Source organism: Actinoallomurus sp. CA-142502, assembly GCF_050936355.1.
Taxonomy (GTDB): Bacteria; Actinomycetota; Actinomycetes; order Streptosporangiales; family Streptosporangiaceae; genus Actinoallomurus; species Actinoallomurus iriomotensis.
Window position 1 is genome coordinate 4,851,300 of the sequence record NZ_JBNJMY010000001.1, and the last position, 14,677, is coordinate 4,865,976.

A 14,677-nucleotide genomic window follows, 5' to 3' on the forward strand; every position below is an offset into this window, starting at 1 on the left:
AAACGCCCTTCTATTCGCTGGTCTGGACACGGTAGACCGGGTCTAGCCGTCTTGCGAGCCCGCGGCGGCCGTATCGGAGTCAGGGGGGGTGCGGTGGGTCTGCTGGGCTGGCCGCTCCTTGCGTTGATGCTCATGCTCGCCGTGGGATGCCCGGCGGCGTGCGTCCTGCTGTGGGTGCGCGTACACGGTCTGTTCGCGCTGCCGGCACGCGTGTCGCTGGTCGTGGCCAGCCAGGTCGCGGCCGTGCTCGCGGTGGGCGTGGTGGTCAACGACAAGTACCAGTTCTTCGCCTCGTGGAGTGACCTGATCGGCGGGCAGAACGGCACGAATACGCCGATCGAGCAGCCGAACTACGGCGGCCCGCCGATGGCGGGCGGCCCGCCGCGCAACGACTTCCGCCCGGGTCCGGACCACACGCTGGAGGCGACGGTCGTCGGGACGGGATCGCGGATCCGCAGCAAGATCTGGGTGTGGCTGCCGCCGCAGTACCGCACCCAGCCGCGGCGGCGATTCCCGGTGGTCGAGCTGTTCAGCGGTTACCCGGGCACCCCGGAAACGTGGTTCCACGCCATGCAGGGGCCCAAGAAGCTGCAGAAGGCCATGAACACCGGGGCCGCGCAGCCGTACATCCTGGTGGCGCCGACGATCACCGTGCAGCCGGGCCACGACACCGAGTGCGTCAACGTCCCGCACGGCCCGAAGGTCGCCACCTGGCTGACCGAGGACGTACGGCGGATCATCACGTCGAACTTCCGCACACTGCCCGGCACGGACTCCTGGGGCACGATGGGGTACTCCACGGGCGGGTTCTGCGCCGCGAAACTGCCGGTCCAGTACCCGAAGCTGTTCCGCGCCGGGGTCAGCATCGCCGGGTACTTCAGCCCGTTCACCTCCGCTCTCGCGAGGCTGCCCGGTGAGAACGTACCGGCGCTGATCCGGCAGCGGCATCCCCACGTCGACCTGCTCCTCGCGGCGAGCAAGCAGGACCCCGGCACCGTCGGCTCGGTCGGCACCATGGTGAAGGTGGCCAGGCCGCCGACGCTCGTCTACACGTACGTGGTGCCCCGCGGCGGGCACAACACCGGAGTCTGGGCCGCCATGCTGCCCAAGTGCTTTCAGTGGCTGACGACGGAACTGGCGCACGGACACTGATGCGAGAGGCCACGACGCAAGAGACGACGCGGCCGCCGGTCGCGTCCCTGGCCGATCCGCTTCGGTGGCCGGCGCTGCCGCTCGCGGGGGTGGCAGCGCTGCTGACCGCGGCCCACCTCGCCGTGGTGACCCGGCACGGCGGGGTGGGCTGGGACGAGGCGCTGTACATCAGCCAGGTGAGCCCGCGGTTCCCGGCGGCCGCGTTCAGCGCGCCGCGGGCGCGCGGCATCACCTACCTCATCGTCCCCGCGGTCCAACTGACCGGGTCACTGAACCTTCTCCGCGCCTACCTGACCGTGCTCGGCGGCGCGGCACTCTTCCTCGCGTACTGGCCATGGCTCGCGCTGACCTCGCGGCGGTCGATCGTCACGCTGGCGGCGCTGCTGTTCGGAGGCCTCTGGGTCACCGGGTTCTACGGCTCCGAGGTCATCCCGAACTTCTGGGTCGCGGTGGCCGGCCTCGCCATGACCGGCTGGTTCGTCCGATGCGCGCGCTCGGGCGGGCGGGCCGCTCACACCGGGCTGGTGGTCTCCGGAGCGGTCGCGGCCCTGATGCGGCCGGGCGACGCCTTCTGGATCTGGCTGCCGCTGCCGGTGGCCGCGCTTTTCGTGCGCCGGTGGCGGCGGCCGGGGCTCCTGCTCGCCGTGGTGGCGGCGCCGGTGCTCGGCCTCGCGCAGTGGACCGTCGAGTCGTTCCAGCGGTACGGCGGGCCGCTCGAACGGCTGCGGCGGTCGAGCGCGATCGAGGGTGGTCTCGGCTGGCATCCGCGGGCGATCTTGTTCGAGCTGCACGCGATCAATGGGCCGCTTGAGTGCCGTCCGTGCGGCACGAGCGTCCCGCACACCCCGATCATCCTGTGGTGGCTCGCCGTCCCGCTGCTCGCGGCGGGAGGTGTGGTCCTGGCCGTGCGCGCCCGCCGGGCGGAGCCGACGGTGATGGCCGCCGTGTGCGGCGTGTCCGCAGGAGTGCCCTACCTGCTGCTGGTCGGGTACTCCGCACCGCGATTCCTGCTGCCCGCGTACGCGCTGCTGGCGCTGCCCGTCGCGGATTGCCTGGCGGACCTGCCGTCACGCCTGCCGAGGTTCCGCTGGGCCGTGGCCGGCCTGGTCGGCGTTGCGCTCGTCGCCCAGGTCGGTAGCCAGCAGGTCGAGCTACTCCGGACGGCGCGGCAGAACGCCGCCCAGCGCAGGATCTACGCGAACGGCGCCGCGGGCCTGCGCCGGCTCGGCCTGCGGGCACCCTGCCTGCTAAGCGGCTCGCGCTCCGTGCCGGTGGCGTTCTACCTGGGCTGCCGGACGGACCAGCCGGGCGGGATCCTCCAGTCGACGACGCCAGAACGGATCGTCGCGGACGCACACCGCGTGCCGACCGGCGTCCTGGTGCGCGGCGCCCGGCCGCCCGTCTACGCGGCGGACTGGGTCCGGCATCCGCTGTCCGGGCTCGGCCGGCACTGGTCGGTCTACCTTCCGCCCTGGTATCGGCCGTCGTGATCGCGACGGTGCTGCGCGTGACGGGGCCGCTGGCCGCCGGCCTCCTGCTCGTCGGGTGCACCGGCGACGGCGCGCATCCGGCGCAGCCGCCCGCTCCCGCGCCGACGACGAGCCAAGCCTCGGTACCGACGCAGGCGGCGCGGTTCCGGATCGCCCGCCGGACCTCGGCCGGCCCGATTCTCGTCACGTCGCTGAAGGGCGCCAAGTCCGGGATGACCGGCAAGGTCTGGGTGTGGCTGCCGCCGCAGTACCGCGATCCCGCGTACGCCAAGACGCGCTTCCCGGTGCTCATGCTGTACCCGGGCGGCAGCGGCGCCGGCTACAACTACTGGACCGACCCGAAGGTCGAGCCGATCCAGGAGGAAGACATGCTTCTCGCCCGGCAGGGCCGGGCCCACCCGTTCATCATGGTGATGCCGATCATGCAGCCGTCCACGCGCGAGGACACCGAGTGCAGTGACATCCCCGGACACGTCCGGATCGGCACCTGGCTGGCCGACGACGTGCCCGCTCTGGTGCGCGCGTCCTTCCACACCCTGACGAGCCGGAACGGCTGGGGCACGGTCGGCGCGTCGTCCGGGGCCTTCTGCGCCGTGAAGATGGCCGCCGAGCGCTCTGGCACGTACACGGCGGCAGTGTCGTGGGGCGGCTATTTCACGCCCGACACGACCCTGAGCTGGTCCCAGCGCGACCGGCAGGCCAACCGCCCGGACCTGATCCTCCAGCGGACCAGGCCCGACCTCCGGCTGTTCCTCCTCGCAGGCGGCGACCCGAAGATCCACGCGGACGTGGTGCGGATCGAGGCGCTGACCAAGACGCTCCGGCCGCCCACCGCCGTCACCACCTACATCCAGCCACACGGCCTGCACCAGACCTCCGACCTGAAGAAACTCCTGCCGGCGATCCTGGAGTTCCTCACCCGGAACTTGGCCGGCCCCTCCTCCCGATAGGCCGTCCCGACCCTGATCGTGCGAGGCGCACCGCCCGGCGGCCGAGGGATCAGACCATCGCGCGGATGATTCCCACTCGGCGGGCCGGTTTGGCAGGCACGTCGACGACCGTGATCTGATTCTCGGCGCGGCGGGCCGAGGTCGTGATCGGTGGGGGTTGCGCTGGGGTGAGCTGGTCGAGCTGCGCCTACTGAGCCCCGGAGATCACTGTCACGGGTCCCGTCCTCTCCTGGGGATCTCGGTGTTACGGCTCCGAATGCGGCGGGGCGCCGGTATCGGCATGGCACGTTGAGCGGATACTCGATGGGCCGATGTCGATGTCCGCATTGCCGAGGTACGTACGTTCGCTACCGGGCGATGCGTCGCGCGGCCGGTATGGACCATCCACGGTCCCGACGCCTGCCGGACACCGATGGGCATAGCCCGCGCGATTGGTTCCGCAAGCAGGCATGGGACCCGACGATCGGAGCCGCCAACGTCGGACGCCGTGTGCGGGATCCGCGGCACGCGCACGCGTCCTGGGTACCGGCTGGGGGAGCGGACCTGCAGATCGTCACGGAACGACTTGGGCACGCCGGCCTGCGGGCCACCGAACGTTACCTGCACACCCTGCCCGACGCCGACGACACGGCCCTGGCGGCCTTCGCACGGACCCGGGCCGGCGCCGGCCGAACGGTGGCGTCGTGACACCGGCCACGGTCAAATGACGGTCGAACGAGCGAAAGCCCGGCCACCGTATCCGGTGTCCGGGCTGCTGACCAGGCATTACCTGGTGGGCGATACTGGGATTGAACCAGTGACCTCTACCGTGTCAAGGTAGCGCTCTCCCACTGAGCTAATCGCCCTCATGAAGCCGAGTGCTTCAGAGGTGGAGACGGGATTTGAACCCGTGTACACGGCTTTGCAGGCCGTTGCCTCGCCTCTCGGCCACTCCACCGAGTGAGGCCTTTGGCAAGACCTCTCCGAGCGGACGACGGGATTCGAACCCGCGACCCTCACCTTGGCAAGGTGATGCTCTACCAACTGAGCCACGTCCGCGTGGTGTCTCCTGGGAGGCTGTCCCCCCTGGCGACACGCCAAACACTAGCGGATTCTCAGCCCTACCCCCAACTCGGTTACGCCTTCGGGCCCACCGGCGTGGCGTTCTTTCGACGGGCGTCTAAGCATCCTGGGCGTAACGTCGTCCTATGCCCGAACCCTACGGCTCCGATATCGCGCCGGTGGCGGCGCTGCTCGCCGATCGTGCGCGGGCGGCGATGCTCACGGTGCTGCTCGACGGGAGGCCGCTGTCCGCCGGTGAGCTGGCCCGTACGGCCGGGGTCAGTCCGGCCACGGCGAGCTCGCATCTCGGCAAGCTCCTCGACGGTGGGCTCGTGAGCGTCGTCAAGCAGGGGCGGCACCGCTACTACCGGCTCAAGGGCGCCGAGGTCGCCTCGGTGATCGAGACGCTGAGCCTGATCAGCCCGCGGGTGCAGGTGCGCAGCCTGCGGCAGTCGAGGCAGGCGGTGGCGCTGGGGGAGGCGCGTACCTGTTACGACCACCTCGCCGGCCGGGCCGGGGTCGCGCTGTTCGACGCGATGATCACCCGTGGGCTGCTCGAACCCGCGCTGGACGCCGTCGCCGACGAGCCTGAGCGCAGCGCGTACGAGGTGAGTGACAAGGGGGAGAAGAGTCTCGGCGCCATCGGCGTCGACGTGGCCGCGGTCCGCGCGTCGCGGCGGAGGTTCGCCGGGCACTGTCTCGACTGGACCGAGCGCCGTCCACACCTCAACGGCGCTCTCGGCGCCGCGGTGACGGCCGGCATGATCGAGCACGGCTGGTTCGAGCGGGGCCGGTCCCGCCGCTCCCTCCTCCTCACCGAGAGCGGGCGCACCGGCCTCGCCGACGTTTTCGGCTGCGTCATCTGAGAACGGAGCCGGCGGAGAAGCGGAGGAACCGGCTCGCCTGTTCGTACGTCCAAGCGCTCGAAGCAGGGGCCTACAGGACGTCCTCTTCCACGGAAAGCGACGTCCATTTCGGTCACTCACCGTCGCTGGTCAGAGAAGTGTGTCACCAATTGGGCACTACCGACATTTGACCGGCTTGGACACATTAAGGTGACCCTTGCATCACCGATGGGCCGGGGTGCGACGCGCGGGAGGTAGGAAACGGTGAGCGGGGAGCGCAGGTTCTTCCGTCGTGATCGGCTGACCGGGCATATCGCGATCGGAGTCGTGGGCGTGCTGTGCGCCGCCGCCGTCGTGTTCGGCGTCGGAATGGCCAGTGCGAAGTACCACCTGTCGGACGTCGGCGGCTGGCTGACCTCCGTCCACCGGGGCGAGCTCGTCCACGTCAACGGGCTGTCCGGCAAGGTGGACGGCAAGGTCACGCTGTCCGGCTCGACCGGTCACCCGATGAAGGTGATCCAGCAGGGCGGCGTCGTCCTCATCGTCGACGAGGTGACCGGCGTGGTCAGCCGCGTCGACCCGGCGCATCTCAACGTCGTGCAGGGCGCCACGTTCCGCGGCGCCGCCGGTATGCAGGTGGTGTCCGGATCGGGCCAGGCGTACGCGCTGGACCAGCAGAAGGGCAGCGTTCAGCGGCTCGACCCGATGACTCTCGCGACGATGGGCTCGCCGCTCGGCCTCACCGGCCCGCTCGGCTCGGCCGGCATCGACGCGACCTCGGTGCTGTGGGTCCCGGTGCCCACCAACGGCCAGGCCGCGCCCGTACGCAGCGGGCAGGCCGCGCAGCCGATCGGCATCGGCCGGGCGGGTGACGACCTGTCGCTCACGATCGCCGCGGGCGCTCCGGTGATCACCGACTTCACGTCCGCGCAGGCCGTGATCATCGGCAAGAACGGCACCCAGATCAAGGTGCGCCTGCCCTCGACCGTCGCCCAGGTGGGCAAGGGCTCGGTGCTGGCGCCCGCGAGCACCGACGGCCAGCTCGTCCCGCTGCTCGCCGGCAACTCCCTCGTCGTGCTGAACACGGGCAGTGGCTCGATCAGCAGCGTCGCGCTGAAGTTGCCGCCCAAGCACAAGCTCGCCGCGCCGCAGGCCCTCGGCCAGAAGGTCTACATCCCGGACCAGAGCTCGGGCGGCCTCATCGTGTACGACTCGGCGACCAACCGGATGGCCCCGCAGGTGCCGGTCACCGGGCAGGCCGGCCCGCTCGACGCCTTCGTCAAGGACGGCCTGCTCTGGGTGAACGGCCCGGACAGCGCCAAGGGCGTCGTGGTCGACGGCGCGGGCGGGCACAAGCCGATCCAGAAGTACACGCCGGACGTGCCGGGCAGCCAGAAGAGCCCCGTGCCCCGAGTGGGCGTGCCGGCCGGCGGCGCCAGCGGCCGGCCGAAGCCCGGCGGCGGCGCCCCGACCGCCCCGAGTCACCCGCGGCTGCCCACCAAGCCGCCCGTGACCCCGCCGACGCACAAGCCCGACCCGCCCAAGGTCACGCCGCCGAACGCGCCGACCAACCTGCGGGCGACCCCGCAGCCGGACGGCACGATCAAGGTCGACTTCCAGCCGGGCGGCGGAGGCGACGCGACCGGGTACAAGCTGCTCACGTCGGACGGGCTGACCGCCACGCCGGACAAGATCGGCGCGAACGGTCCCGACTACACGTTCACGGTCAACGGCGGCACCTGCGGCCAGGAGTACCAGTTCGCCGTGGCCGCGCTGTACCACAACCGCGACCACGACTCGGAGGTCGACTCCGAGTACACGACGCCCACCCTGTCGTGCACCGAGCCGGACGCGCCGAGCAACATCACGGGTACGGGCACGGCCCAGGGCGCGAAGATCGACTGGCAGGCGCCGCCGAACGCCGACAACAAGAAGGTCACCTACGCGGTGAACGTGACCGGCCCGAAGACCGGCTCCAACCCGAACCTCACCGGCACCTCGGTGACCTTCGGCGACATCTGGAAGAACGGCACGTACAACGTGAAGGTCACCGCCACGAACCCGGCGGGCACCAAGACGGCCACCCAGTCCGTCGACCTCGCGGGCCCGGTGAACACCTACGGAATCCACCACGGCGGCAACCCGTCGGACATCAGCTACGTCACAAAGACGCCGGACGCCAACAACCTCAATGACAGCAACGTCTCCGAGAAGATCCCCAACGCCAACACCCAGACCATCCAGGTCAGGTGCCAGAAGATGGGCACGCACTACGCACACTCCAACGGCGATCCGGATTTCGCCGGGAGCCTGTACGACTACATCGACCACAACGGTCACATCGGCTACATGATCGGCTACCTGCCGAACACACCCCACACCCCGTGGCAGGAGCTCGCCGGACCGACGATCTGGGAGTGTGCTGACTGATGACGGCGGAGGCGTACGGGGCGCCTGACGCGGAGGCCTTGGTCGGACGGTTCGCCCAGTTGTTCGGCGCGCTCGCCGGCAACATCGAGCGGGTGATCCGCGGTAAGCGGGAGAACGTCGAGCTGGCGATGCTCTGCCTGCTCAGCGAGGGGCATCTGCTCCTGGAGGACGTGCCGGGCGTGGGCAAGACCACGCTCGCCCGTGCGATCGCGGCGAGCGTGGACGCGCAGTGGACGCGCATCCAGTTCACGCCCGACCTGCTGCCCTCCGACGTGACCGGTGTCTCGATCTTCAACCAGGCCACCAGCAAGTTCGAGTTCCATCCCGGGCCGATCTTCGCCAACATCGTCGTCGCCGACGAGATCAACCGCGGTTCGCCGAAGACCCAGTCGGCGCTGCTGGAGGTCATGGAGGAGCGTCGGGTGTCGGTGGACGGGCGGCCGCAGCCGGTGCCGCGGCCGTTCATGGTGATCGCGACGCAGAACCCGGTCGACATGGACGGCACGTACCCGCTGCCGGAGGCGCAGCTCGACCGGTTCCTGATGAAGATCTCCATGGGCTACCCCGACCACACGTCGGAGGTCGCCGTCCTGACCGGCATGCCGTCCGGGCCGGCCGTCGACCACCTGCCCAAGGTCGCCGGACGCGACGACGTCAAGAACATGATCGACTTCGCGAGCCGGATCCACGTCGTGCCGCCGCTGTACGACTACCTCGTGCACATCGTCGCCGCCACGCGCCAGCACCCCGACATCCGGCTCGGCGCGAGCCCGCGTGCCAGCCTGGCGCTGCTGCGCGCGGTCCGCGTCCGCGCCGCCGCGGCCGGCCGGTCGTACGTCGTCCCGGAGGACATCAAGGCCCTCGCGCCGCACGTGATCGCGCACCGGCTCATGCTCACGCCGGAGGCGGAGCTGCGCGGCCGTACGGCCGCCGAGCTGGTCGCCGAGGTGCTCGGCCGGGTTCCCGTGCCGCAGGCGGCCGGGGTCTGACCGTGCTGACACGGCTCGGCTGGGGGATCGCCGTGCTCTCGGTGCTGCTGTACGCCGCCGGGGCGTGGCTCGGGTACGCCGAGCCGGTCGTGCTGGCCACCGGTGGCCTGGTGGCCGTCGTCGCGGCCGTGCTGTGGACGCTGCCGCGGCCGCGGCTCACCGTCCGGCGGGAGATCACGCCGGACCGGGTCGCGCGCGGCGAGGCGGCCGGCGGCGTGCTGCACGTCACCAACACCGGGCGGCTCCGTCGCGCCGGGATGCGCGCCCACGACGCGTGCGGCGCGGACGCCATCGACGTCGAGCTGCCCGGCCTGCGGCCGAACCGGCCCGAGACGGTGAGGTACGCGCTGCCCACGGACCGGCGCGGGGAGATCCCGGTCGGTCCGCTGCGTCTCGTGCGCGCCGACCCGTTCGGCCTGGCACGGCGCGTACGGGAGTACGGTGACGTCCAGAACCTCCTCGTACGCCCGCGGACCGTCGGGCTCCCGCTGATGCCCTCGGGCCGCAACCACCACCTGGAGGGCCCGACGACCGACACCGCCCCGGCCGGCACGGTCACCTTCCACGCGCTGCGCGAGTACGTCGTGGGCGACGACCTGCGGTACATCCACTGGCGGTCCAGCGCGCGCACCGGCACCCTCATGGTCCGCCAGCTCGTGGACGCGAGCCTGCCGCAGACGACCATCGTGATCGACACGAACGAGAACGCCTACCCCGACCCGGACGACTTCGAGCTGGCCGTCGACGCCGCCGCCTCGGTCGCGGCCGGCGCCTCCGCCGCGAACTTCCCGGTACGCATCCTGACCGGCGACGGGCCTCTCGTGGAGACCCGCGGCGGGCCGCACGACATCGAGCTGATCCTCGACCGCCTGGCCGTGCTCAAGGCGCACGACGTGCCGCACGAGGCGCTCGACGTCGCCCGCCGGGTACGCGCGGGCGGGTCGCTCGTGGTCCTCACCGGCGCGCGGGGGGAGATCTCGCGGGCGGGCACGCTGCGACGCCGGTTCGACCGGGTCGTGTGCGTGCGGATCCGCCCGGAGGCCCCCGGCCCCGGGCTGCCGGGCATCGCGCTGATCGAGATGGCGAACCTCGACGAGCTGCGCGCGGCGTGGGCGGGAGCCGTTCGATGACCACTCCGGACGACGCGCCGCCGCCTCAGGCCCCCGGCCCCCCGCCGGCACCGGAATCGGAACCGGCGGCCGCTCCTCCGGCCGACGACCGGTCCAAAGGCGAGGCGCCGCCGGACCCCGGACCGTACGGCCCGGGCCCTGGTAGCGCCCACGGCTCCGCCGGGAACGGGCCGGAGCGGCCAGCCGCGAAGACCCCGCCCGTACGGCGTGCTCCGGCTCCCCGGCCGGTCTCCGCCGTGCGCCTGGGCCTCGCGCTCGTCGTCACGGCGGCGCTGGCGGCGGCCGCCGGACTCGGCTTCCAGCGGGTCTTCGCCCTCCGCGACATCGGACCGGTCGTCGCGGTCGCGGCCGTCGTCCCCGTGCTCCTGTCGGCGCTGGTCTCGTGGCCCCGGCGCCGCGGTTGGCCGCTCTGGATCGCGATCCTGCTGACGGTGGGCGGCTGGACGCTCGTCACCGGCCTCGTCCTGTTCCACGGCGACTTCGGGGTGATCGGCGGGTCCCTGCGCGACTCCTGGAAGGCCATCCTCACCACGCTCATGCCCGCTCCGGGCCGCCCGGAGCTGCTCGTGCTGCCGCAGGCGCTGACCTGGTTCGCGGCGGCCACCGGGGCCGAGACGGTGCTGCGGTCGAGGACGAAGGCGCTCCCGGCGCTGCCGTCCGTGGCCGTCTTCGGGGTCGCGCTCCTGCTCGGCGTCGGCGGTCCCGGCTCGAACCTGCCGGTCGCGGCCGCGCTGGTCGGCCTCGCCGCCGTGCTCGTCGTCGTCCGGGGCGACGGCCGGGCCGGGCGCGCGCCCGTCGGTGTCGCCGCGGCGGTCGCGCTCGGCCTGGTCGCGGTGTTCGCCGGGCCCCTCCTGCCCGTCGCCGGCACGCCGTACGACCCGCGCCAGTCCGTGGAGGCGCCGCCGCCGGAACAGCGCGACAGCGTCAGCCCGCTCGACCGGGTCTCGGCGTGGCTACAGACGCCGGACCAGCAGATGTTCACCGTGCACACCACCGCGCCGGAGAACTGGCGGCTCGCCGTGCTCGACCGGTTCGACGGCGTGACCTGGACCTCCGGCGGGAACTTCGTCGCGGCCGGCAACCGGATCCCCGCGCCGGAGCACGTGACCAGGCACCGGTCCAGCACCCGCGTCGACCAGCGCTTCACCATCCAGAATCTGCCCGGCGTGTGGGTGCCGGCCGCCGACCGGCCCACGACCATCACCGGCCTGGGCGTCACGGTCGACCCCGGCAGCGGTGTGCTCACCACCGTCCAGCCGCTGCGCACGGGCCAGACGTACGCGGTGCGATCGGCGGCCCGCGACTACGACGCGGACGAGCTCGCCGACGCCGAGCCGGCCCGCGATCCCGAGGCGCTGGCCGCGACGTCCCTGCCCGAGTCGCCCGGCACGACCGCCGCGAACGCCCAGGTGCCGGCGTTCCACAAGCTCGCCGAGCAGATCACCGCCGGGCAGAGCACGGGTTTCCTGCGGGCGGCCAAGCTCGCCGACTACCTGCGCGCGACGGACAAGTACGACGTGTCCGGCCTGCCCGGCCACACCTACGCGCAGCTCCAGTACTTCCTCACCCGGTCCAAGCGCGGCACGTCGGAGCAGTTCGCCACCGCGTACGCCGTCCTGGCCCGCTCGCTCGGCCTGCCCACGCGCGTGGTCGTCGGCTTCCGTCCGGGCGTCGGCGGCGACGGTGAGTTCCAGGTGCGCTCCGGCGACGTGCTGGTCTGGCCGGAGGTCGACTTCACCGGGCTGGGCTGGGTGCCGTTCTACCCGACGCCCGAACAGCAGGGCCGCTCGCAGAAGTCCGGCTCGGTGCCGGCGGGGGACACCCAGCAGAAGCTGGAGCAGGCGCAGAAGAACGCCGCGGCCAAGAACAAGGGCAACGGCGGCTCCACGCAGCCCAAGCAGCCGACCCCGCCGCCCGCCACCAAGAAGACGCCGCACAAGGCGACGCCCTGGTGGATGTACGCCTCGGCCGCCGCTCCGCTCATCCCGATCGTCTACCTGGTGGCCGTGCTCGTCCTGCCGATGCTGCGGCGTCGCCGCAGGCGCTCGGCGGCCACGCCCGCCGAGCGGATCGCCGGAGCGTGGGAGCAGACCGTCGAGACGCTGAACGCCGTCGGGCTCCCGCGGGCGACCTCGTTGACCGCGCACGAGGTGGCCGGCTTCGGCGGGCGTGCCGTCGCCGGCACCGAGTCCCACCTGCGCCCGCTCGCGGACCTGGTCAACCGCGCGGAGTACGCGGAGCGGCCACCGGACCCGGCCGCGGCGGAGGCCGCCTGGCGGCACACGGACCAGATCGGCCGTCTCGTCGCCCGCGCGGCGAGCCCGCTACGCCGCGCCGGCCGCCGCCTGCACCCGCGCAGGCTGCGAGCGCGCTGAGCGGCGTGTCCTAGAGTCGGGATCATGCTCAGACTCGGATTCCCGGTGATCGGTGTGACCGACCTTCCCCGCGCAGTGGCCTTCTGGACGTCCGCGCTGGACCTGGTGCCCACTTCGGAGTGGGAGAGCGAGACCTGGAGAACACTGGAACACGCGGACGGGTCAGGCCGGGCCCTCGGGCTGATGCGCAGCGAGTCACCCGCCCAGGCGCGTCCGCGGATCCATCTGGACCTGCTGGTGGACACGACCGCCGAGCAGGAAACCGAGGTCGAACGCCTGATCGAGCTTGGAGCCGACCGGATCGCCTGGGACCTGTACCCGCCGAACCCCGACTTCGTCGTCCTCGCGGACCCGGACGGCAACGCCTTCTGCGTCGTGGACCTGAGCAGGGCCCCGTCCGGCACGGCGTAGGCCGCGCGGCCGTCAGGTTCGGTTCGTGACGGACCGGCGGCCGGCCGCCTCGACGGCCCGGGTGGTCTCGTCTCGAACGGGCCGGGGCTCGGGAACCCCAATGGCCGGGCAGGCCGGGCCCTATCCCGCGTGCGCGCCGCGGACGCAGGCCGGTTTCGACCAGGCGACCGTGGCGGGCTGGCGGTCGCCCTGCCCCATGGCGACCATCGCGCCCACGACGAAGCAGTAGCCCTTGGTGGGGTCGAGGCCGCTGATGGTGGTGCTGAGCGTGCGAGGCGGGAGGGCCTGCGGGGGCTCCGAGCCCGCCTGGTCGGCCTGCTGCACGAAGATCGGGTAGTCGTTGTTCTTCGCCAGCCTCCAGCGCAGGCTGACGAGCTGGCCCTTGCCGACCGCGTGGACGGAGCGGGGCGTCGCGGCGCGGATGACGGCCGTCGGGACCGCGGGGCTCGTGTTCGGGGTCGACGGCGTCGTCGGAGCCGCCGTGGTCGGGTTCGGCGTCGGCGTCGGCGGCTTCTTGTCGCCGCCGAACATCAGCACACCGGTGATGCCGGCGCCCGTCCCCACGACCACCACCGCCAGCACACCGGCGATGAGGCCGGCGCGGCCCTTCAGGCCGCCGGACGGGGACGTGCCGCCGGTCTGCTGGAGCATGCGGGGCGTCGGCGTGTGCGTCGGGGGAGAGGTCGTCTGCGCCGGCCCCAGCGCGGGCCGCGGCTGAGGCGCCCACGTCTGCGTCATCGGCTGCGCCTGCGGTTGTGCCTGAGGCTGAGCCTGCGGGTGGGACGGCGCCGGCGGCGTCGTCGGGGGCTTCGGCGGCGGCCCGGACGGTCCGGTGTCGGAGCCCGGCGGCCGCTGCGGCGCGGCATTGGGGTGGGCGGCCGGCACGTGCGGCTCGAACGAGCGCACCAGCAGGTCGAACCCGGGGCCGGTGAAGCCGGAGTGGTCGACCTCCGACGGGGACGCGGCCGGCCCGGAGACGGCGCCGCTGCTCGCCAGCTCGGTCACCGGCAGCCGCAGCTCCATCTGCAGGTGCTGCAGCCGTGTGGCGAACGCGACCGCGCTGGGGTAGCGGTCGCTGGGCGACTTGGCCATGGCCTTGGCGATGACCTCGAAGACCTGCGGTGGCACGTCCGCGCGGTCGATCGGCGGCGGCGGCTCGTTGAGGATGCGCATCATCAGCGGGCCGATGCCCGAGCCCGAACCGGCGCGGAAGGCCGGCCGGCCCGCCAGCAGCTGGTACATCGACGAGGCCAGCGCGTAGATGTCGGAGGTCACGCCCGGCGGCTGCCCGTTGACCACCTCCGGCGCGGCGTGGTGCGGCGTGAACGCGTTGGTGTGCGTGGCCTCGGAGGAGTCGACCAGCCGCGCGACGCCGAAGTCGGCCAGCGCCGGCTCGCCGTAGCGGGAGACGAGGATGTTCTGCGGCTTTACGTCGCGGTGCAGCACCTCGGCCTCGTGCGTGGCGGCGAGCGCTCCGGCGATCTTCACGCCGATGCGCAGGACGTCCGGCAGCGGCAGCGGGCCCTCGTTCCTCAGCCGGTCGCGCAACGAGCCGTGCTCGAAGTAGTCCATCGAGATGTACGGCTTACCGGAGCTCGTCATGCCGGTGTCGAGGACGGTGACGACGTTCGGGTGACCGGTGAGACGCCCGGTGATCTGGCACTCGCGTTCGAACCGGCGCATCGTGTCGTCGTCGACCGCGTCGACGGACAGCACCTTCAGCGCGACGATGCGGTCGAGTCGCTCCTGGTGGGCGCGGTAGACGACGCTGAAGCCGCCTTCCCCCGCCCGTTCGAGGATGCGGTAGCCGGGGACCTCGTCGATCATGCGGTCCCTTCTTCGTCGATCACGGGCATGAGAGGCA

11 protein-coding genes and 3 tRNA genes are annotated in these 14,677 nt (G+C 72.2%); 10 read left to right on the plus strand and 4 right to left on the minus strand.

The annotated features are described in order from the left end of the window. Positions 1 to 93: 93 nt before the first annotated feature. The 4 genes from ACQEV1_RS23135 (at position 94) to ACQEV1_RS23150 (ending at position 4,279) form a co-directional block, all read left to right on the plus strand. Positions 94 to 1,152: an alpha/beta hydrolase gene (locus ACQEV1_RS23135; protein ID WP_433396012.1), complete on the plus strand. Its 1,059-nt coding sequence runs from the start codon at positions 94 to 96 to the stop codon at positions 1,150 to 1,152. Then, complete coding sequence (locus tag ACQEV1_RS23140; protein WP_433396014.1) at positions 1,152 to 2,642, plus strand: hypothetical protein; 1,491 nt, start codon at positions 1,152 to 1,154, stop codon at positions 2,640 to 2,642. The genes ACQEV1_RS23135 and ACQEV1_RS23140 overlap by 1 nt, the downstream gene beginning before the upstream one ends. After that, positions 2,639 to 3,592: an alpha/beta hydrolase gene (locus ACQEV1_RS23145; protein ID WP_433396016.1), complete on the plus strand. Its 954-nt coding sequence runs from the start codon at positions 2,639 to 2,641 to the stop codon at positions 3,590 to 3,592. The genes ACQEV1_RS23140 and ACQEV1_RS23145 overlap by 4 nt, the downstream gene beginning before the upstream one ends. 489 nt (positions 3,593 to 4,081) lie before the next feature. Continuing rightward, on the plus strand, positions 4,082 to 4,279 hold the full coding sequence (locus ACQEV1_RS23150) for a hypothetical protein (protein ID WP_433396018.1): 198 nt from the start codon (positions 4,082 to 4,084) through the stop codon (positions 4,277 to 4,279). An 83-nt stretch (positions 4,280 to 4,362) separates the two neighbouring features. Here ACQEV1_RS23150 and ACQEV1_RS23155 read toward each other — a convergent pair. The 3 genes from ACQEV1_RS23155 to ACQEV1_RS23165 form a co-directional block, all read right to left on the minus strand. Next, positions 4,363 to 4,437: transfer RNA gene (locus tag ACQEV1_RS23155), tRNA-Val, on the minus strand. Positions 4,438 to 4,458: 21 nt separating this feature from the next. Continuing rightward, positions 4,459 to 4,529, minus strand: a tRNA-Cys gene (locus ACQEV1_RS23160). A 28-nt stretch (positions 4,530 to 4,557) separates the two neighbouring features. After that, positions 4,558 to 4,630: transfer RNA gene (locus tag ACQEV1_RS23165), tRNA-Gly, on the minus strand. Between the two features lie 149 nt (positions 4,631 to 4,779). Here ACQEV1_RS23165 and ACQEV1_RS23170 point away from each other — a divergent pair. The 6 genes from ACQEV1_RS23170 to ACQEV1_RS23195 all read left to right on the plus strand — a co-directional run bounded on the left by ACQEV1_RS23170 (position 4,780) and on the right by ACQEV1_RS23195 (position 12,813). Then, positions 4,780 to 5,499, plus strand: a complete 720-nt coding sequence (locus ACQEV1_RS23170; RefSeq protein WP_433396019.1) for an ArsR/SmtB family transcription factor — start codon at positions 4,780 to 4,782, stop codon at positions 5,497 to 5,499. A gap of 243 nt (positions 5,500 to 5,742) precedes the next feature. After that, complete coding sequence (locus ACQEV1_RS23175) at positions 5,743 to 7,908, plus strand: hypothetical protein (RefSeq protein ID WP_433396021.1); 2,166 nt, start codon at positions 5,743 to 5,745, stop codon at positions 7,906 to 7,908. Continuing rightward, positions 7,908 to 8,897 (plus strand): AAA family ATPase, encoded by a 990-nt coding sequence (locus tag ACQEV1_RS23180; protein WP_433396023.1) that lies wholly within the window; start codon positions 7,908 to 7,910, stop codon positions 8,895 to 8,897. Before ACQEV1_RS23175 ends, ACQEV1_RS23180 begins: the two co-directional genes overlap by 1 nt. A gap of 2 nt (positions 8,898 to 8,899) precedes the next feature. Continuing rightward, positions 8,900 to 10,027 carry a DUF58 domain-containing protein gene (locus tag ACQEV1_RS23185; protein ID WP_433396025.1) on the plus strand — a complete coding sequence of 376 codons (1,128 nt, stop codon included), beginning with the start codon at positions 8,900 to 8,902 and terminating at the stop codon, positions 10,025 to 10,027. A 236-nt stretch (positions 10,028 to 10,263) separates the two neighbouring features. After that, entirely contained in the window at positions 10,264 to 12,402 is a 2,139-nt protein-coding gene (locus ACQEV1_RS23190; protein WP_433396027.1) for a DUF3488 and transglutaminase-like domain-containing protein, read from the plus strand. Positions 12,403 to 12,426: 24 nt separating this feature from the next. Next, positions 12,427 to 12,813, plus strand: a complete 387-nt coding sequence (locus ACQEV1_RS23195; protein WP_433396028.1) for a VOC family protein — start codon at positions 12,427 to 12,429, stop codon at positions 12,811 to 12,813. Positions 12,814 to 12,933: 120 nt separating this feature from the next. Here ACQEV1_RS23195 and ACQEV1_RS23200 read toward each other — a convergent pair whose 3' ends face one another. Beyond that, complete coding sequence (locus ACQEV1_RS23200; RefSeq protein ID WP_433396030.1) at positions 12,934 to 14,640, minus strand: serine/threonine-protein kinase; 1,707 nt, start codon at positions 14,638 to 14,640, stop codon at positions 12,934 to 12,936. Positions 14,641 to 14,677: the final 37 nt, after the last annotated feature.

What these genes read in the sequence shown, in the direction of transcription:
- ACQEV1_RS23140 (WP_433396014.1), top strand. Translation starts at nt 1,152, where the DNA reads ATGCGAGAGGCCACGACGCAAGAGACGACGCGGCCGCCGGTCGCGTCC.
- ACQEV1_RS23170 (WP_433396019.1), top strand. Translation starts at nt 4,780, where the DNA reads ATGCCCGAACCCTACGGCTCCGATATCGCGCCGGTGGCGGCGCTGCTC.
- ACQEV1_RS23180 (WP_433396023.1), top strand. Translation starts at nt 7,908, where the DNA reads ATGACGGCGGAGGCGTACGGGGCGCCTGACGCGGAGGCCTTGGTCGGA.
- ACQEV1_RS23195 (WP_433396028.1), top strand. Translation starts at nt 12,427, where the DNA reads ATGCTCAGACTCGGATTCCCGGTGATCGGTGTGACCGACCTTCCCCGC.
- ACQEV1_RS23200 (WP_433396030.1), bottom strand. Translation starts at nt 14,640, where the DNA reads ATGATCGACGAGGTCCCCGGCTACCGCATCCTCGAACGGGCGGGGGAA.